The 17,415-nt window shown below is 63.7% G+C and carries 20 protein-coding genes; 10 read left to right on the forward strand and 10 right to left on the reverse strand.

The genetic code is table 11. The annotated features are described in order from the left end of the window. Positions 1-102: 102 nt before the first annotated feature. The gene (locus FJ941_RS09530; RefSeq protein ID WP_140505011.1) at positions 103-1,125 is read left to right on the forward strand and encodes an NAD(P)-dependent alcohol dehydrogenase; all 1,023 of its coding nucleotides are present in this window, start codon (positions 103-105) and stop codon (positions 1,123-1,125) included. A gap of 16 nt (positions 1,126-1,141) precedes the next feature. Here the strand turns inward: FJ941_RS09530 and FJ941_RS09535 are convergent, their stop codons facing one another. The 3 genes from FJ941_RS09535 to FJ941_RS29400 all read right to left on the reverse strand — a co-directional run bounded on the left by FJ941_RS09535 (position 1,142) and on the right by FJ941_RS29400 (position 3,520). Continuing rightward, on the reverse strand, positions 1,142-1,840 hold the full coding sequence (locus tag FJ941_RS09535; RefSeq protein WP_140505012.1) for an LssY C-terminal domain-containing protein: 699 nt from the start codon (positions 1,838-1,840) through the stop codon (positions 1,142-1,144). 68 nt (positions 1,841-1,908) lie between these two features. Beyond that, a complete protein-coding gene (locus tag FJ941_RS09540; protein WP_140505013.1) occupies positions 1,909-2,715 on the reverse strand; it encodes an extensin family protein in 807 nt (268 codons plus the stop codon). Between the two features lie 106 nt (positions 2,716-2,821). Further along, entirely contained in the window at positions 2,822-3,520 is a 699-nt protein-coding gene (locus FJ941_RS29400) for an extensin family protein (RefSeq protein ID WP_246673756.1), read from the reverse strand. Between the two features lie 63 nt (positions 3,521-3,583). On the opposite strand from FJ941_RS29400, the gene FJ941_RS29405 reads away from it, so the two are divergent. Continuing rightward, the gene (locus FJ941_RS29405) at positions 3,584-3,913 is read left to right on the forward strand and encodes a hypothetical protein (RefSeq protein ID WP_246673757.1); all 330 of its coding nucleotides are present in this window, start codon (positions 3,584-3,586) and stop codon (positions 3,911-3,913) included. A 191-nt stretch (positions 3,914-4,104) separates the two neighbouring features. Here FJ941_RS29405 and FJ941_RS09550 read toward each other — a convergent pair whose 3' ends face one another. Then, the gene (locus FJ941_RS09550) at positions 4,105-4,530 is read right to left on the reverse strand and encodes a DUF3775 domain-containing protein (RefSeq protein ID WP_140505015.1); all 426 of its coding nucleotides are present in this window, start codon (positions 4,528-4,530) and stop codon (positions 4,105-4,107) included. 143 nt (positions 4,531-4,673) lie between these two features. Between FJ941_RS09550 and FJ941_RS09555 the strand changes: the two genes are divergently transcribed. Both FJ941_RS09555 and greA read left to right on the forward strand, forming a co-directional pair. Beyond that, positions 4,674-5,207 carry a tetratricopeptide repeat protein gene (locus FJ941_RS09555; RefSeq protein ID WP_140505016.1) on the forward strand — a complete coding sequence of 178 codons (534 nt, stop codon included), beginning with the start codon at positions 4,674-4,676 and terminating at the stop codon, positions 5,205-5,207. Between the two features lie 265 nt (positions 5,208-5,472). Continuing rightward, positions 5,473-5,946 (forward strand): transcription elongation factor GreA, encoded by a 474-nt coding sequence (greA, locus tag FJ941_RS09560; protein ID WP_023671981.1) that lies wholly within the window; start codon positions 5,473-5,475, stop codon positions 5,944-5,946. 139 nt (positions 5,947-6,085) lie between these two features. Here greA and waaC read toward each other — a convergent pair whose 3' ends face one another. The 3 genes from waaC to rfaD are packed head-to-tail and all read right to left on the reverse strand — an operon-like array spanning position 6,086 to position 8,987. Continuing rightward, on the reverse strand, positions 6,086-7,060 hold the full coding sequence (waaC, locus tag FJ941_RS09565) for a lipopolysaccharide heptosyltransferase I (protein ID WP_140505018.1): 975 nt from the start codon (positions 7,058-7,060) through the stop codon (positions 6,086-6,088). Continuing rightward, positions 7,057-8,064, reverse strand: coding sequence for a lipopolysaccharide heptosyltransferase II (waaF, locus tag FJ941_RS09570; RefSeq protein WP_140505020.1), 1,008 nt, complete (start codon positions 8,062-8,064; stop codon positions 7,057-7,059). The genes waaC and waaF overlap by 4 nt, the downstream gene beginning before the upstream one ends. Beyond that, entirely contained in the window at positions 8,037-8,987 is a 951-nt protein-coding gene (rfaD, locus tag FJ941_RS09575; protein ID WP_140505021.1) for an ADP-glyceromanno-heptose 6-epimerase, read from the reverse strand. Before rfaD ends, waaF begins: the two co-directional genes overlap by 28 nt. A gap of 144 nt (positions 8,988-9,131) precedes the next feature. Here rfaD and FJ941_RS09580 point away from each other — a divergent pair, with 144 nt between their 5' ends. From FJ941_RS09580 to gmhB, 4 genes are all read left to right on the forward strand, one after another. Then, a complete protein-coding gene (locus tag FJ941_RS09580) occupies positions 9,132-9,764 on the forward strand; it encodes a LysE family translocator (RefSeq protein WP_140505023.1) in 633 nt (210 codons plus the stop codon). 136 nt (positions 9,765-9,900) lie between these two features. Then, on the forward strand, positions 9,901-11,394 hold the full coding sequence (gene rfaE1, locus FJ941_RS09585) for a D-glycero-beta-D-manno-heptose-7-phosphate kinase (protein ID WP_140505025.1): 1,494 nt from the start codon (positions 9,901-9,903) through the stop codon (positions 11,392-11,394). Positions 11,395-11,402: 8 nt separating this feature from the next. After that, complete coding sequence (locus FJ941_RS09590) at positions 11,403-11,975, forward strand: SIS domain-containing protein (protein ID WP_140505027.1); 573 nt, start codon at positions 11,403-11,405, stop codon at positions 11,973-11,975. Then, entirely contained in the window at positions 11,968-12,609 is a 642-nt protein-coding gene (gene gmhB, locus FJ941_RS09595; protein ID WP_140505029.1) for a D-glycero-beta-D-manno-heptose 1,7-bisphosphate 7-phosphatase, read from the forward strand. Before FJ941_RS09590 ends, gmhB begins: the two co-directional genes overlap by 8 nt. Positions 12,610-12,612: 3 nt before the next feature. Here the strand turns inward: gmhB and FJ941_RS09600 are convergent, their stop codons facing one another. Together FJ941_RS09600 and FJ941_RS09605 are read right to left on the reverse strand one after the other, a co-directional pair. Then, positions 12,613-13,407, reverse strand: coding sequence for a glycosyltransferase family 2 protein (locus FJ941_RS09600; RefSeq protein WP_140505030.1), 795 nt, complete (start codon positions 13,405-13,407; stop codon positions 12,613-12,615). A 248-nt stretch (positions 13,408-13,655) separates the two neighbouring features. Beyond that, positions 13,656-14,135, reverse strand: a complete 480-nt coding sequence (locus tag FJ941_RS09605; protein ID WP_027143279.1) for an Lrp/AsnC family transcriptional regulator — start codon at positions 14,133-14,135, stop codon at positions 13,656-13,658. Positions 14,136-14,394: 259 nt separating this feature from the next. Here FJ941_RS09605 and trxB point away from each other — a divergent pair, with 259 nt between their 5' ends. Beyond that, the gene (gene trxB / locus FJ941_RS09610) at positions 14,395-15,369 is read left to right on the forward strand and encodes a thioredoxin-disulfide reductase (RefSeq protein ID WP_140505032.1); all 975 of its coding nucleotides are present in this window, start codon (positions 14,395-14,397) and stop codon (positions 15,367-15,369) included. A 91-nt stretch (positions 15,370-15,460) separates the two neighbouring features. Then, on the forward strand, positions 15,461-16,357 hold the full coding sequence (locus FJ941_RS09615; protein WP_027143277.1) for a LysR family transcriptional regulator: 897 nt from the start codon (positions 15,461-15,463) through the stop codon (positions 16,355-16,357). 14 nt (positions 16,358-16,371) lie between these two features. Here FJ941_RS09615 and FJ941_RS09620 read toward each other — a convergent pair whose 3' ends face one another. After that, positions 16,372-16,869 carry an isoprenylcysteine carboxylmethyltransferase family protein gene (locus FJ941_RS09620; protein ID WP_140505034.1) on the reverse strand — a complete coding sequence of 166 codons (498 nt, stop codon included), beginning with the start codon at positions 16,867-16,869 and terminating at the stop codon, positions 16,372-16,374. Positions 16,870-17,415: the final 546 nt, after the last annotated feature.

Genomic DNA, 17,415 nt, shown 5'->3' on the forward strand with positions numbered 1-17,415 from the left:
AGAAATCTGAGCACCAACTCGTTGCCAATTATGGATCGTAGAAGCGCTTTTTTCCACAGTGAAACAGCGTAAATATCGGCCATGCAATCGGGAGCAGACGCAATGAGCAGCGACATCAACAGATCCTGGCGGATGACCGGCTTCGGCCTGCCCAGGCTGGAATTGGCCGAAGGGAGGATTCCCGAGCCCGGACCGCATGGCCTGCTGGTGCGGATCAAGGCCATATCGCTGAACTACAAGGATAGGATGATCGTCGATGGCGTGCTGATCCCCGACCTTGGCTTTCCGTTCGTCCCGACATCGGATGCTGTGGGCGAAGTGGTGGCGGTCGGCGGCGGTGTCAGCCGCTTCAAGACCGGCCAGCGCGTGCTGGGGCACGTGATTGCCGACTGGCCGGATGGCGATGCGCCGCCAGTGCTGCATCACCACACGCTGGGATCGTCGCTGCCCGGCACGTTGAGCGACTACCTGCTCCTGCATCAGGATGCCGCAGTACTGGCGCCGCCATCGCTCGGCGATGCGGAGGCTTCGACGCTGCCGATCGCGGCGCTGACGGCCTGGTTCGCCATGGCAGAGGCGACAAGACCTGTGCCTGGCCAGACCATTCTCATCCAGGGCACGGGCGGCGTCTCCCTGTTTGCGCTGCAATTCGCCCACGCCTTCGGCTTGCGCGCCATCGTCACGTCAAGCAGCGACGGCAAGCTCAAGCGGGCAAAGAGGCTCGGCGCATGGGAAGTGATCAACTATCGCGCCCGGCCGGCATGGGACGAGGCGGCGCGCGAGCTGACGGGTGGCGCCGGCGTCAACCATATCCTCGAAATGGTCGGCGGCGACAATGCGCGGCGCTCGCTCGACGCGCTTGCCGCCGACGGCCGGCTGTCGATCATCGGCCTCCTGGGCAGCATGGAGCTCAGCTTTCCGATCGTGCCCTTTCTGCGCAACCGGATTGTCGTGCAAGGCATTTCGATCGGTCACCGCCGGGCCTTCGAGCGGATGAACCAGGCGATCGAGGCGCTGGCGATCAAGCCGGTCATCGACAGGATCTTTGGTTTCGACGAGGTGCCGCGGGCCTTCGAGCATCTTGAGAAGGGGCCGTTCGGCAAGATCGTCATCACCACGGCCTGATCTCCGGTCGCGGCAACTACCTCAGCACGCCGACGATTGCCTTGCCGTCGGTGAAATAGGGGTCGCCGCCGCCATTGCGGCCGGTCCGGGTGGGGCCGATGCCTGCCAGGTCGCTGGTCGAGGACAACAGGCCGGCGGCATTGAGATCGCCGATCACAAAGTCGCGTTCGGCATCGAGGTCGGGACCGATATGATGGGTGATGGCGCCCGTGTCGTGGCTCAACCCGACGCCGCGATCGAAGCTGGCGGCGCCCAGCCAGAGTGGCCTTCCGTCGTCGCCGACCGTATCCGTTCGCCAGAAGCGGACATGGTGGCGCCGGTCGGCACTGTCGCCGACCGGCTTTTCGAAAGCGAGTTGCTGGGCGCGGCCCTCGAACAGCAGGCGGCTCATCGGCGCGTCGGGATAGGGCCGGGAAAACAGGACGCTTTCGCCGATGTCGATGGCGGTCCTCAAGGTGACGGCGTCGGCGGTGTCCCAGCCGGCGATGGCGAAAGCGTGCACCAGCTCCTTCTCCGTGCCGACCAGGCCGACATTGATGGGGTCGCCGGGAATGCCTTGCGGCGTGTGGGTGACCATCTCGAAGCGCTGGTTGCGAAAGCCGCGATCGCGGAATGTCCAGAATTCCGGCGCGGCGACATAGGCGAGCGCCACATACCCGGCCAATAAGGCCGGTACCCAGATCGCAATGCGTCGCCGAAGACTTTGCTGCCTCATGTGCCGTCGTCCGCCCCTTCCGGGCGTCACTCTAGCGGAGTCGTGTACCGCTGGCAGGGGGCATGCCATTACCGGCAGGCGCGATAACCGTTCTTGCGGTTCTTGATGTCGAAGTGGAAATGGTTGCGGTGATCGTAATTGTAGCCGGGGCCGAGCACGGTGGTGAAATACTGGCAGCCGTCGGCGCGCACATTGTTGAGGAAGCCCCGGGTGCGGAAGGCGAACAGCCCGGGCTTGCGCACGTCGATGTCGTCGCCATTGTTGAGTTCGATGCTCATGACGTCGAGTGCGTTGCCCTTGCCGTGCTCCGACAGCACGCCTTCACCGGCAATGTTGCGGCAGGAATAGCTGGAGCCCTGGTGGATAGTCCTGACGCCGGAGAAGTAGCGCCAGCGGGCGGAGGGAACGAGTTCGTTCTTCGTCCAGGCGGCGAAGGTGGCCGCCATGTCGCAGGTCAGCGTCGCCGCGGGTTTCATCTGGATGCCGCCGATGGCCGAGACCTTGACCGGATAGTCGATGCCGCACTGGCCCTCGTGGATCGGCGCCAGATCGGTGTAGGCGACATCGAGGCGCTTCAGCTGCTGGCGGCAATCGGCTTCGCTGGCTGGAATCTGCTCGACCGGCGACATCGGCTCATCCATGCGTGGATAGGCGGCCTGCGTCATATAGGGATTGGACGGAACAAGCTTCTGCATGCCCGTATATTGCGGCACGGCCGCGGTCTGCGAGCCGACATCGACGGCAGGCTGCAACGACAGCACGCTGCCGGTGTTGCAGGCCGAAACCGCGGCAAGTGCAAGGCTGGCGGCCAGCAACGCAGCGGGTTTCAATTGGCGTGCGGCGGCGAGGAAAACGGCGCGAAATGTGCCGGCCATTGGCGGAAATCCTAATTCTGGATATCCGGCATTTTAACGATCAAGGGTAAAGGAAAACTCAGCGCCCGTGTTCATGCCTGCGGCTGAATTGCGGCGGAGGTTCCGCTCACTGGCAAAACGTACCGCCATGCCGGCGCGGCTCCAGATCGAAATGAAAATGCAGCGCGTGGTCGGCGTCGGCGCCGGGGCCGAGTACGGTCTTGAACGGGCCGCAGGCGGCCTTGCGCACTGCGTCGAGGAATTTGCCGTCCTTCTCGGGCGGTGCCGGGCCAACCTCGATCGTCTTGCCGTCGGAAAGCGTAAAGCTGGCAATGTCGAGCGCGTTGCCGAAAGCATGTTCCGACAGTTTGCGCGTGCCGTTGCGCGGCCGGCAGATGAAGGCCGATGCCTGGCCGATCGATTTCAGGTCGGCGCCGAACTCGGCTTTCGCCGCCGGCTGGATGACGTCGGCGGCAAAACGCGCCGCTGCCTCGGCCATCGGGCAGTTGAGTTCGGTGCCGGGGGCAATCGCAATCGACTTGCCGAGCGTCTTCAGCACGATCGGGTAAGGGATCGAGCAGCCGATTTCGGGGTTGCTCTCGGCTTTGTGCTCCTCGAATTCGACGCCGAGCGTCTTCAGGCGCTCGCGGCAGGCGACTTCCTCCGCCGGCATCTTGTCGGCGGGAAAATCGGCCGAGCGTGGATCGGGCAGCATCTTCTCCTCGTCGGCCGCATCGGCCGGCTTTGGCGTCGGCTGAGGGGCGACGGCCGGCGGCTGAGGCTCGGGCGTCGTGGTGCCCGGCTTTGGCGTCGGTATTGGCACCACGGCTGGCGGCTCCGGCTCGCTTTCCGTTTCGGCTGGTGGTTCGGGCGGTGTCTGGCTTTTCCGATGGGCCTCTTCGTCCTTGAGCAGATCGGGGTCCTTGAGCAGATCGGGGTTCTTGAGCAGATCGGGGTTCTTGAGCAGATCGGGCGCTTCGCCGCTCTTTGGACCTCCAGCGTTCCGGTCTTGCGTCTTTGGAGCGTCAACCTTTGGAGTGTCCGCCGGACGTGGCTCGGGCACCGGAACATCGGCGGATGGCTGGATATCCTGCGTTTTCCGCGGCGCTGGATTTGGCGCCGGATGCTGCCTGGCCCGCGCTTTCGACTGCCGCTTGCCTCGCGGGTTCAGCGGCTGATCGGCCCGCTGTGTCAGCGGCTGCTCCACGCGCGGGCTTAGCGGCCTGTGATGTTTGTGACGATGTTTGGCCTCGGCCGGCATAACCAGCAGAGCCGTGACGGCCATCGCCGATGCAATCATCCTGGATCTACGGGAAGAGCTCAGCTTTGCCATCATCCACGAAACGGCGCCGGTCGGCTGAAGTTGCCTGGACAGGCGCTTCGACCCGATCACAATCGGTTACCTCCGCGTTACGCGCCGATCGCTTCCAGTCCCTCTTCCAGCAAGTCGGCGAGCAGCGGCATGCCAAGCAGGTATTTCGCCGTGCGCTTGTTGGCCCGCTCTCGCGCCGCCGCCACCGCCTCGGCCCATTCCGAGGCGTCGTAGTCGCCGCGGCCGACCCAGGCCAGCGCGATCAGCTCGGCGGCCTCGTCGATATTGAGGTCGTTGATCAGCTCGCGCAGCTCTTCCTCGGTGAGGTTTTCCGAGCTTTCCTCGGCAAGGCCGTCATGGTGGTGGTTGTCATGCCTATCGCCGTCGAACTCGACCTCGTGTTCGGCGCCGCCGGCATAGTCCTCGTTGACGGCCGCGCTCAGCGCCTTGGCCTTGAGAATGAACAGCCGCACGGTATCGGGGCCGATCGTGAGATCCCAGTCTTTGTCAAGCCGCCGCTGCACGGGCCCTCTCCGTCTCATTCGAGGGCGATGATACCGGATTTGCGGCATCCGTCACCTCATGTTCTCCAGACGGGCTTTTTCCGGGATGAAACGCGGATCGCTTGGCGTTAGTGTTGCATTGTCACACCCTCAGGAGGTTTTCCATGCATAAAAGAATGCTGATCCAGGCAGCCGCCGCGCTTGTCGCCGTGCAGTTTTTTGCCGTTCCGGTGTTTGCGGCCGGTAGCGGTGGCGACACCAATACGACCACCCAATGCAAGAAGGGAATGGTCTGGGACAAGAAGAAGAACAAATGCGTCGCACCCCAGGAAGGCAAGCTGGACGACGACAGCATCTACTATGCCGGACATGACCTGGCGATGGCGGGCCGCTATGACGAGGCGATCGCCGTGCTCAGCCTCGCCGCCAACAAGCAGGATCCGCGCATCCTCAACTATCTCGGCTACTCGCACCGCCATTCCGGCCGCGTCACCGTCGGGCTCGGCTATTACGAGGAAGCGCTGCGCATCGATCCCAATTACACGCTGGTGCGCGAATATCTCGGCGAGGCGCATCTGCAGATCGGCGACCTGGCCGGCGCCCAGCAGCAGCTGACGGAGATCGAAAAGCGCACCGGCAAGGGTTCGCGCGAATACGGTATGCTGGCCGAGCAGATCGAGCATTTCATGAGAAGCTGATCGGGTTTCATGGTCTCGAAACGGCCGCGAGCAATCGCGGCCGTTTTTGTTCGCTCCATCCCACAGCCACCTTCGCTGACAAAAGAAGGGATGATTTTTGCAAAACCGATTTTTGAGCGTGAAAAGCCCGCAAAGATTGCTATATTCAGGGAAATTGCGGTGAAACGGTTCCGTTAGCCCGAGGCTGCCGGACCGTTTTCTTTTTATACCCAACGACAAGGCTTCCCCCGAAACGCGGGGGCGGCGGCAGGAAAGGTCAGGCACTATGAACAAGGTCCCGATGACAGGCGAGGGGTTCGCGTCATTGAAGGAAGAACTGCGCTGGCGCCAGCAGGAAGAGCGGCCGCGCATCATCGAGGCGATCTCCGAGGCGCGCTCGCATGGCGACCTGTCCGAAAATGCCGAATATCATGCCGCGAAAGAGGCGCAGAGCCTCAATGAGGGCCGCGTCAACGAGCTCGAAGATTATATCGCGCGCGCCGAGGTGATCGACGTCACCAAGCTCAGCGGCGACAAGGTCAAGTTCGGCGCCACCGTGGTGCTGGTCGACGAGGACACCGAGGAGAAGAAGACCTACCAGATCGTCGGCGACCAGGAAGCCGACGTGAAATCGGGCCGCATCTCGATCTCCTCGCCCATCGCCCGTGCGCTCATCGGCAAGGAAGTCGGCGACGCCATCGAGGTCAATGCGCCTGGTGGCGCACGCGGGTACGAGATCGTCCAGGTGCAGTTTATTTAGGACCTTTGATAATTCTACTCTGGCCGCCAACTAGCCCGGTTTTCTGCGCTTCCGGTGCTCAACGTACTTTAAAGTACGCTCCGTTCCGGTTCTCGAAGAACCACGCTATTTGACTCGCCAGAGCGAATTCTGAAAGGTCCTAAGCCGGCGCTTGTAATTTCAGTGCCAACAGTTTCTCCGCCTCAGCCACAACCTCGGTCGGCGTCACGCCCCTGCCGGCCGGCGCCAGCAAAGTCGACGCATAAGGCCCACGCGGCCCGGTCAAGCCCGGCTCCGTCGCCAAAAACACCGCAACCGTCGGCAGGCCGAAAGCGCTGGCGAGATGGGTCAATCCCGTATCGGCGCCGATGACCAGTGTCGAGCGCCCGAGGATGGCCGCGATGTCGGCCAGCGGCGATTTGGGCACCACGACCGTGGATGGCACGGCCTTGGCGATCGCTTCGGCCACCGTCTTCTCACGCTCGTTGGACCAGGTGGTGACCGGCGTCATGCCGCGCTCGACCAGCAGGCTGGCGGTTCCGATCCAGTCCTCGACCGGCCATTTCTTGTCCTCGCGGCTGGTGCCGTGCAGCAGGAAGGCGGTTTTGCCGTCGATGCCGGCCAGACTGCCGGAGGGTGGCACAATGCCGGAGTCGAGGGTCGACAAATCGGGCTGGTAGCCAAGCGCCAACCCGAACAGCCGCCGTGTCCGCTCGATGGCGTGCAGGTCGCGCGGCACGGCGTGGGTGATGTCGTAGAACAGCGTCGCCGAGGGTTCGCGCGCACTCGACCGGTTGAAGCCGGCAATCGGCGCACGTGCCTGGCGCGCCACCAGGGCCGACTTCAGCAGGCCTTGCGCATCGATGATGAGGTCATACCGGCAGGCGCGCAAAGCACGGCGCAAGGCCGCCGCCTCGCGCCAGGTGTTCGTGTCGAAAAGGGTCTTTCGCCAGCGCCTTATCGCCACCGTATGGATGGTGCCGATCGCTGGATGCAGGGCGACGATGCCGGCAAAAGCCTCCTCCACGCACCAGTCGAAGATCACGTCCGGCCGGTTGAGGCTGGCATCCTCGAGTGCCGGAAAGGTGTGGATGACGTCGCCCATCGACGAGGTCTTGACGATCAGCACCTTCATGCCGCGGCCGGAAGTTCCAGCAGCCGGTCGGCCGCCGCGGCGACCTGCCGGACTTCCAATGCCTTCAGGCAGTTAAGGTGGCCGAGCGGACAGATTTTCCGGTGGCAGGGCGAACAGGACAGGCCGAGCCAGACCAGTTCGCGTCGCTCCGCCAGCGGCGGCGTATTTTCAGGCGAGGTCGAGCCGTAGACGGCAACGATCGGCGTGCCGACGGCGGCCGCGACATGCATCAGCCCGCTATCATTGGAGACCGCGAGCCTTGCCGCCGCGATCAGGTCGATGGCGTCCTCCAGCCGCGTCTGGCCGGCGAGGTCGACGATACCGGGGGCAAGGGCGGCGATCTCCGCCGTCACGTCGCGATCGTTCTTCGAACCGAACAGGGCGACCTTCAAGCCTTTGCCCATGAATTCGCGGGCAAGGCCGGCATAGCTTTCACTTGGCCAGCGCTTGGCCGGACCGAACTCGGCGCCGGGCATCAGGGCCACGAATTCCCGCGGCGCCAGACCGACCCGGTCGAGCAGGGCGGCTTGGTTTTTCGGATCCACGGTCAGCCGGGGCGCGCGGAAACTGCCGCCCTGGGCGAGCCCGAAATAGGCCTGAGCAGTGCGCCGTTTCACGGCGTCGGGCAATGGCACGATGTCGGTCAGCAGGCCGTAGCGCATTTCCCGAAGGTGGCCGAAACGACGCGGAATGCGGGCAAAGAACGGGATCAGCGCCGACTTCCAACTGCCCGGCAGGACATAGGCCATGTCGTAGCGGCCGCGCAGCAGGCGGCCGAAGCGGCGGCGATGGGTGAATTCGAGCGCGCCGGGCTGCAGCGGAAAGTCGATCTGCTGGCGGATTTCGGGCATGCGCTTGACCAGTGGTGCCGCCCAGGCGGGCGCCAGCACATCGATCGCGGCGTCGGGATGGCGTTCCTTCAGCGCCGAGAACAGGCACTGCGCCATCACCATATCGCCCACCCAGCGTGGGCCGATCACGAGGATCGTTGGGCTTTCAGCCATTCGACATAGTCTCTGACGCCGGTTTCTACTGTGCGGAATTGCCCGTTATAGCCGGCCGCGCGCAAGCGGGACATATCAGCCTGGGTAAAACTCTGGTAGCTGCCCTTGAGATGGTCGGGGAAGGGGATGAACTCGACCTCGCCCTTGCCCAGCGTGTCGATGACCGTTTCGGCGATGGCGCGGAACGGCTGGGCGTGCCCGGTACCGCAGTTGAAGATGCCGCTCGCGCCGCGCTTCCACAGCCACAGATTGACGTCGGCGACATCGCCGACATGGATGAAGTCGCGGCTCTGTTCGCCTGGCCCGAAGCCGTCATGGGCACCGAACAGCTTCGGATTCTCGCCGCGCTCGACCTGGTTGAACAGATGGAAGGCAACCGAGGCCATGGCCCCTTTGTGCGCTTCGCGCGGGCCATAGACATTGAAGTAGCGCAGCCCCGCGACTTGCGAATGATCGGCGTCGAACACCGTGCGCCTGACATAGTCGTCGAAGAGTTTCTTGGAATAGGCATAGACGTTGAGCGGCCGCTCGAGCGCAGCCTCCTCGCGAAATTCGGCGCCGCCGCCATAGACCGAAGCTGAGGAGGCGTAGAGGAAAGGCACGCGCAGCGCCTGGCAGGCATGCAGCAGCCGTTTCGAATAGGCGTAATTCACCTCCATCATGAACTTGCCGTTCCACTCGGTGGTGGTCGAACAGGCGCCCTGATGGAACACTGCTTCGATGCGGCCGAGCGAGCCGGCCTCCATGCGGGCCAGGAAATCGTCCTTGTCGAGATAGTCTGCTATCGTCAAATCGGCCAAGTTGGCGATCTTGTGACCGTCGGTGAGATCGTCGACGACCAGGATGTCGTCATGGCCTTCCGCATTGAGCGCGGCGACGATGTTGGAGCCGATCATGCCGGCGCCGCCCGTGACGATGATCATGAAGGCCTCTGCTTGCGTGCGATTCCGGTCCTTATAAGGGAGGCTGGCCGGGCTGTCGACAAAGCAGGTGATTGCGTCACAGTGGCGCCGCAAAGCTGCCGCTTCTGTCGGTTCGCCGCTGGACGGGACCATGAGGGCCAAGAAATGCCGTCGACCGAACTGCTGATCGCGTTCTTCGCCACCACGGCGATCTTCGCCTACATTCCGGGTCCCGCGATGCTCTACGCCGCCGCGCAAACGATGGCGCGCGGGCGCTGGTCGGGGCTGACGGCGGCACTCGGCATTCATCTCGGCGGCTATGTGCATGTCCTTGCCGCCGCCGCCGGCTTGTCCGTGCTGTTCCATGCCGTGCCGCCGCTCTACATGGCGGTCAAGCTGGTCGGCGCGCTTTACCTCATCTGGCTCGGCATTTCACTGTTTCGCAAGCGCGTGGAGGGCGACGTGGCGCTGCCGGCGATCGGGCGCAAATCGGCCCGCCGGGCGTTTTTCGAGAGCATCACCGTCGAGGTGCTCAACCCCAAGACCGCGATCTTCTTCATGGCGTTCCTGCCGCAGTTCATCGATGCCTCGGCGACCTTGCCGGTCTGGCTGCAATTCGTCGTGCTGGGCACGATCGTCAACCTGATGTTCTCCTCGGCCGACATCGTCTGCGTATTCCTGGCCGGCCTCGTGATCGGACGGCTGCGGCGTTCGAGCGGGGCGCAGCGCCTGATGCAGCGGGCCGGCGGCGCGGTACTGGTCGGCCTCGGCGTCCACGTCGCCCTGCAGAAAACCTGACCTGTCCGGGTTTGCCTCTGCCCCTGGCGTTGCGCTGTGCCGAATTGCGGTATATCGGCAGGCATGACCGGCCGGCCTCGCAAATCTGGTGTTTCGACCTATCTGAGATCGGCGTTTTCCGCACGTGGCAGATGACATGATCAAGCACAATCCGCCTTCACCCGAGCCCCTGCACCGCGCCGTCGCGCGCTTCGGCGACGTCGCCGTGCTGGTGGCCGGCGACCTCATCCTCGACCGCTTCGTCAATGGCGTCATCGAACGGATCTCGCCGGAAGCGCCGATCCCGGTGCTGCATGGGCGGGGCGAAAGCTCGGCGATGGGTGGCGCCGGCAATGTCGTGGCCAACATCGTCTCGCTTGGCGCACGCGCCGTTCCGGTCTCGGTGATCGGCACTGATCCTGCCGGCGACAGCCTGGCGCGGATGCTGGGCGAGCTTGGCGCCGATACGGCGGGGCTTGTGCAGCAGCGCGGCCGCATGACCTCGTCGAAGAGCCGCTTCAGCGCGCTCAACCAGCAGGTGCTGCGTTTCGACGAGGAAGAGATCAAGCCGCTCGGCGAAGCCGAACGGGCGGAGCTGATCCGCCGTTTCCGGGATGCGTTGAAACAGGCGGACATTGTCATCCTGTCCGATTACGGCAAGGGCATATTGCTGGACGGCGTCGCCACCGAACTGATTGCCATCTGCCGAGAGGCGGGCAAGCCGGTGCTGGTCGATCCGAAGGGTCGCGACTATGCGCGCTATGCCGGGGCGACCGCCGTCACGCCCAACCGCAAGGAGCTTGGCGAGGCCGTCGGCCATGCGGTGTTCGCCGATGACGAGATCGTCGCGGCGGCACGCGAGCTGATTTCGGCGCACGGCTTCGACTTCGTCGTCGCCACCCGCAGCGAAAAGGGCATGAGCGTGGTCGGCCCCGACGAGGCACGCCACATCGCCACCCAGGCGCGCGAGGTGTTCGACGTCTCGGGCGCCGGCGATACGGTGATCGCGACCTTCGCGCTGGCGCTTGCCGCCGGTGCCGATCCTGTCGCCGCGGCCTCGATCGCCAACGCCGCCGGCGGCGTCGTGGTCGGCAAGCGCGGCACCGCGCGGCTGAGTGTCGAGGAACTCACCGGCGCGCTGTTCCGCTCGCACGGACCGACCGCGCACAAGGACGCCATCCTCGACGTTACTTCGGCCGCGCGCATGGTGGCGGGATGGAAGGCGGAAGGTCTGAGCGTCGGCTTCACCAATGGCTGCTTCGATATCCTGCATGCTGGCCATGTCAGCCTGCTGCACGCGGCGCGCAGCCAGTGCGACCGGCTGGTGCTCGGGTTGAACAGCGATGCCTCCGTGCGGCGGCTGAAAGGTCCGGGCCGCCCGGTCAACGACCAGCATGATCGCGCCTGCGTGCTCGCCGCGCTCGCCTCGGTCGATGCCGTGGTGGTGTTCGAGGAGGATACGCCTTTGGCGCTGATCGAGGCGCTTCTGCCCGACATACTGGTGAAGGGCGCCGACTACACGATCGACACCGTGGTCGGCGCCGATGTGGTGCAGAAGGCGGGCGGCCGCGTCGTGCTGGTCGACCTGGTCGCCGGCAAGAGCACCACTGGCACCATCGGCAAACTACGCGCCGGCAGCGCCACCAACTGAGGGATCTCATGTCCGAATTGAACGATTATCTGGTCCGCTCGGCGGCCGCCATCACTGCCACGGTCGCGCGGGATTTGACCAGCGAGATGGAACAAGCGGTGAGCGCTGTCGTGTCGGCGCTTTCGTCTGGAAAGGCATTGCTGGTCTGCGGCAATGGCGGCTCGGCCAGCGACGCCATCCATATCGCCACTGAACTGGTCGGCCGCTTCCTGAAGGAGCGCAAGGCCTACAATGTGATCGCGCTGCCGGCGAACGCCGGGATGCTGACCGCCTGGGGCAATGATTACGGCTTCGATACGGTGTTTTCGCGCCAGGTCGAAGCGCATGGCGCTGCAGGCGGCGTGCTTTTGGCGATCTCGACCAGCGGCAATTCGCCGAGCATTCTCGCCGCGGCCGAACAGGCGCGCATGATGGATATGACGGTGGTCAGCCTGACCGGCGATACCGGCGGCAAGCTGAAGCCGCTCACCGACATCCTGCTCAACGTACCCTCGACCTCGACGCCGATCATCCAGCAGGGCCATTTGTGCCTCTATCATTATCTGTGCGAGGTGGTCGAAGCGCGCCTGTCGAATGGCTGACAGGATCGGGAAGCCGCACCCATTGACCGAACCGGGCCTGTGGGTGGAGCGGATCGGCGGCCGGGTTTTCCCAGCACGGTCGCCGGCGCTGTTCCTGGACCGCGACGGCACCATCAATGTCGACACGGACTATCCCAGCGATCCGGCCGAGATCGAGCTGAGGCCGCAGATGCTGCCGGCAATCGCGGCCGCCAACCGGGCCGGAATCCCGGTCGTCATGGTCACCAACCAGTCCGGCATCGCGCGCGGCTATTTCGGCTGGAGTGCCTTTGCCGCCGTGAACGGCCGGGTGCTCGACCTGCTGCGCGGGCAGGGCGTGTCCGTCGACATGGTGCTGGCCTGCGCCTATCACGAGGCGGGCGTCGGGCCTCTCGCTGTAGCCGATCATCCGATGCGCAAGCCCAATCCGGGCATGCTGATAGAGGCGGGCAGGCGCCTTGATCTTGACCTCCAGCTCTCCCTGATGGTCGGCGACAAGCTGGCCGACACGCAGGCCGGCCAACGTGCGGGCCTTGCGCAGGGGTGGCTGGTCGATGGTGAGGCGGCACTTCAGCCCGGCTTCGTCATCAGGCGCTTGCATGACGACCACGATCTCGGCGGCCTGCTCGCCGCCATCGACGCGCTCGGATCGTAGGGCCTACGCTTGGTCGTTGCGTTGCGAGGCTTCGTAGAGCTTGGCCTCGGTGGCGAAGGAATAGATCATCACCGACATCGAGTAGACGAAGCCATGGCGGCCGCACAGGAAGTAGCGCTTGGCCAGGTAGAATTTGAGGAAATTGCCGAACGGCGATAGCACCAGCCGCACCAGGCCGGGCTTCTTGCCTTTCTCAACCAGCGTGACCGCCTTGAGGCCGGAATAGGCGTTGGCCCTGGCAAGATCCTCCTCGACCGATATTTCACGGCGATGCAGCAGGACACCGTCTTCGATCGTGTCGGTCTCGCCCGGCACGCGAACGGATTCATGCACCCGCGCGGTGAGATCCATGGTGGCGCCTTCCCTGCGGAAAAGCCTGAGCAGCCTGTTGTGCAGCACCCAGCGATGGGCATAGCCGTAGCCCTTCAGCCAGTCGCGGCGGCGCATGTACCATCCGCTGGCCTTGCCGCCGGCCGCCTGGGTGATGGCCACGATCGACTGCCGCAACCGGTCGTCGACGCGCTCGTCCGGGTCGATCGAAAGACACCAGGGCTGGTTGGCGTGGTCGAGTGCGAATTGCCGTTGGCGGGGGAAGCCGGGCCAATCATTGTGCAGCAGCGTTATCGGATAGCCCTTTGCGATATAGCTTTCAATGCATTCGACGGTGCCATCCGTCGAGCCGGAATCAACGATGATGATCTCGGCACAGAAATCGATGCTTTCCAGGCACGGGCCGATCATGTCGGCCTCGTTCACGCAGATGATGAGCGCCGAGACCGGACTTGCAAAACGGGTCATGGTCCCCTTCCCATGGCGGATTATCTCGGAATTCACGCTGCTCGTGCCATCTGTTCTCAAGCAATTCCGGGCGGAAAACCGTTACACACCCTTCCTGGAATTGCTTGAGAAACCAGTCAAGCGCCCAGTCGAGCAGTGAAGTCCGGCAGAGCCGTTCAGCCTTGCATATCGGCGTCTTTCGAATACCAACGCGGCGCCGATGTGGCGAACGCAAGGAATTCGCCCAGCGCACGGGCGTTCGCCTGGCCTCAGGGGCGTTCGAACGACACCAAACCCTCATCCTTGACGCGGCGGATGGTGAGCGCCGTGCGCACCGTGTCGACGTTCGGCGTCGAGGTCAGTTCCTCGATGACGAAGGTCTGGAAGCTGCCGAGGTCGCTGGCCACGCAATGCAGCAGGAAGTCGGACTCGCCCGACACCATCCAGGCATCGCGCACGATCGGCCAGCCGCGCGTGCGCTCGGCGAAAATGCGCAGTTCGGCATCGGCCTGATGATGCAGCCCGACCAGGCAAAAGGCGACGACATCGAGGCCGAGCGCAGGCGCGTTGAGCAGCGCGCGATAGCCGCGGATGATGCCGGCTTCCTCCAGCCGCTTGACCCGGCGCAGGCAGGGCGGTGCGGAAATGCCGACGCGGTTCGAGAGCTCGACATTGGTCATGCGCCCGTCCGACTGAAGCTCGCGCAGGATCTTCCAGTCAATGGCGTCCAGATCGGCCTTGAGGGGCATTGGGTTCTCGATGATCGGTATGGCGCAAGAATCTTTCGCGATTTGTAGTTAAACGACTTTTGTCTCGAAGCCAGCCCCCGTCGACGGGATTTTAGAGAGGTAACGAAAGCGCTCGTCGCGCGAAAATCCATATGGGCCGAAGCTTTCCGGGGACGACGGTCCGTTCGCCTTGCTGGCGTGGCTGGCAGCCCTTACATTAAGCGCGATATTCCACGTCTTTTTCCAAGGCACACCCGTGTCCGCCCCGCAGAGGCTCCAGATGATCACCAAGCATGCGCCCGTTCTCATCATCGGTTCCGGTCCGGCCGGCTATACGGCGGCGGTCTATGCCGCGCGTGCGATGCTGAAGCCGATGCTCGTCGCCGGCCTGCAGCAGGGTGGCCAGCTGATGATCACCACGGATGTCGAAAACTATCCCGGCTTCGCCGATCCGATCCAGGGGCCGTGGCTGATGGAGCAGATGCTCAAACAGGCCGAGCATGTCGGCACCGACATCATCAACGACATCATCACCGAGGTGGACCTCAATGTGCGGCCGTTCCGCGCCAAGGGCGATTCCGGCACGACCTACACGGCTGATGCGCTGATCATCGCCACCGGCGCGCAGGCCAAGTGGCTGGGCATTCCGACCGAGCAGGACTTCATGGGCTTCGGCGTTTCCGCCTGCGCCACCTGCGACGGCTTCTTCTATCGCGGCAAGGATGTGGCGGTGGTCGGCGGCGGCAATTCGGCGGTGGAGGAGGCGCTCTATCTGTCCAACCTCGCCAAGAGCGTCACCGTCATCCACAGGCGCTCGGACTTCCGTGCCGAGCGCATCCTGCGTGAGCGGCTGTTGAAGAAGGACAATGTCCGCGTCATCTGGGACACGATCGTCGACGAGATCACCGGGCGCCCCGGCAAGGCACCGCTGCCGCCTTCGGTCGAGGGGCTGAAGCTCAGGCATGCCGTGACCGGTGCCGAGAGCCACCTCAAGGTCGACGGCGTCTTCGTGGCCATCGGCCATGCGCCCGCGGTCGAGCTGTTCGCCGGCAAGCTGAAGCAGAAGCCGAACGGCTATCTGTGGACAGCACCGGATTCGACGCGCACCGACGTGCCTGGCGTCTTCGCCGCCGGCGACGTGACGGACGATATCTACCGGCAGGCGGTGACGGCGGCGGGGCTCGGCTGCATGGCCGCGCTCGAAGCGGAAAAATATCTGGCCGGCATCGAGGTGCATCGCGAGGCAGCGGAATAGGCGGCTCGCAAAACTGGTAGAAAATCGGCTTAGAAGCGCCGTGTAAAAGCCTGATTTTTCATTCAAACGCCAACCGGAACGAGGGGAAATCATGGCGTTGGACTGGGACAAGCTACGCGTGTTTCACGCTGCGGCGGAAGCGGGGTCGTTTACGCATGCGGCCGAGACCCTGCATCTGTCGCAATCGGCGATCTCGAGGCAGGTCAGCGCGCTCGAACACGACGTCGGCGTGCCGCTGTTCAACCGCCATGCACGCGGCCTGGTGCTGACCGAACAGGGCGAGATGCTGTTCCGCACGGCGCATGACGTGCTGATGAAGCTGGAAACCATCAAGTCGCGGCTGACCGAGACCAAGGACCGGCCGTCCGGCGTGCTCAGGGTAACGACGACCGTCGGCCTCGGCGCCGGCTGGTTGACCGAACGGGTGCAGGAGTTCATCGAACTCTATCCCGAAGTCAGCCTGCAGCTGATCCTCGCCAATGAGGAGCTCGATCTCACCATGCGCCAGGCCGATTGCGCCATCCGGCTGCGCCAGCCGCAGCAGCCGGACCTGATCCAGCGCCGCCTGTTCACCGTGCATTTCCATCTCTACGCGGCGCCATCCTACGTCGCCAAGCACGGCAAGCCGGGCTCTATCGCAGAGTTGAGAAGCCATCGCATCGTCACCTTCGGCCTGCCTGTGCCGTCGCATCTGTCGGAGTTGAACTGGCTGGAGACGGTCGGCGATTTCGAGAGCGGCCAGCGCGTGCCGTCGCTGCAGATCAACGACATCCTGTCGATCAAACGCGCCGTGCAGGGGGGCGCCGGCATCGCCATGTTGCCGGACTATGTCATCAGCAAGGATTCCGGCTTGGTGCAGCTGCTGCCGGAAACCGAGGTGCCGTCCTTCGACACCTATTTTGCTTATCCCGACGCGATGAAGAACCAGGCCAAGCTGCATGTGTTCCGCGACTTCATCATCGCCAAGGCCAGAAGCTGGTCCTTCTGATCCAAGGTCAAAGCCTATTCTTTCCAAGGCGTAATCCGCGGCAGCCAGCCCGGTACGTTGCGGCGGTAGGCTTCGTATTCGGCGCCATAGCGGCCGGCGAGCGTCGGCTCCTCATAGAGCTTGACGAAGGTCACCATGGCAGCCGCTGCGATTGCCGCGTACGCGGCGATCGACCAGCTCGAAAACAGCAGCGCCTGGCCGAGAATGATCGACAGCACGGCGACATACATCGGATTGCGGACATGGCGGTAGATGCCGCCGATCACCAGCCTTTCGGTCGGTGCGACAGGGGCGGGTGTGCCCAGCCCCTCCAGTGCGAAGCGGGCGAAGGCATGCAGCAGCACGGCGGCGGCGGCGACGATGAGCACGCCGCCGGCGAAGACAAGGCCGGGCAGGGGCGACCATGGCAGGCCCCAGCGAGCGCTGAGCAGCCAGGGAATCAGCCCGGCGACCACGCCAGGGGCCGCAATCAGGAAAATGCCGCTGCCGGCAATCGCCGAAAACCTACGCATTGGTTGATCTCCGCCTGACTGCCTTTGAATTAAACCATTGCTGCCTCATTCCACATCATCAGTGTTTTTCGGCATTTGGGGAGCAGAATCGGCCGGCATCGGCGTTTTCGAGACGACAATGACCCGAAAGCGAGCTTCATCTTCACGATTCTGCTGGTCCTATTGGCTTCTGGAACGGGTTGGACCACAGCCTGTGCCTTTTTGCATGCGTGTGTTGCAAAATAGATGCTTGTTTCTTGGGCATGATGAGCACATATATAAATCATCTCCTGGGCGCGTTCTCCTCCCATTAGCGCCCTCGAGTGTTCCCCTCTGGAGGTTAGCCTTAACAGGCACTTCCAATCAAACTCAGCCGGATCTTCATTGATCCGGCTTTTTTGTTGCCTGCATGCCAATGGGATGGCTGAAAAGTTCACCAGAATTGCCGCGTAACAGTGTCATGTAACCTCTGGTAACATGACAAGGACACCCCTCATCTGCTAAATGGATCATAGGACGCGGTGTGGTTCGGACGGGAGATGGGGGCATCACTCGGACGACCCGGGC

The sequence above is a fragment of the Mesorhizobium sp. B2-3-13 genome, assembly GCF_006442195.1.
In the GTDB taxonomy this organism is placed as follows: Bacteria; Pseudomonadota; Alphaproteobacteria; order Rhizobiales; family Rhizobiaceae; genus Mesorhizobium; species Mesorhizobium salmacidum.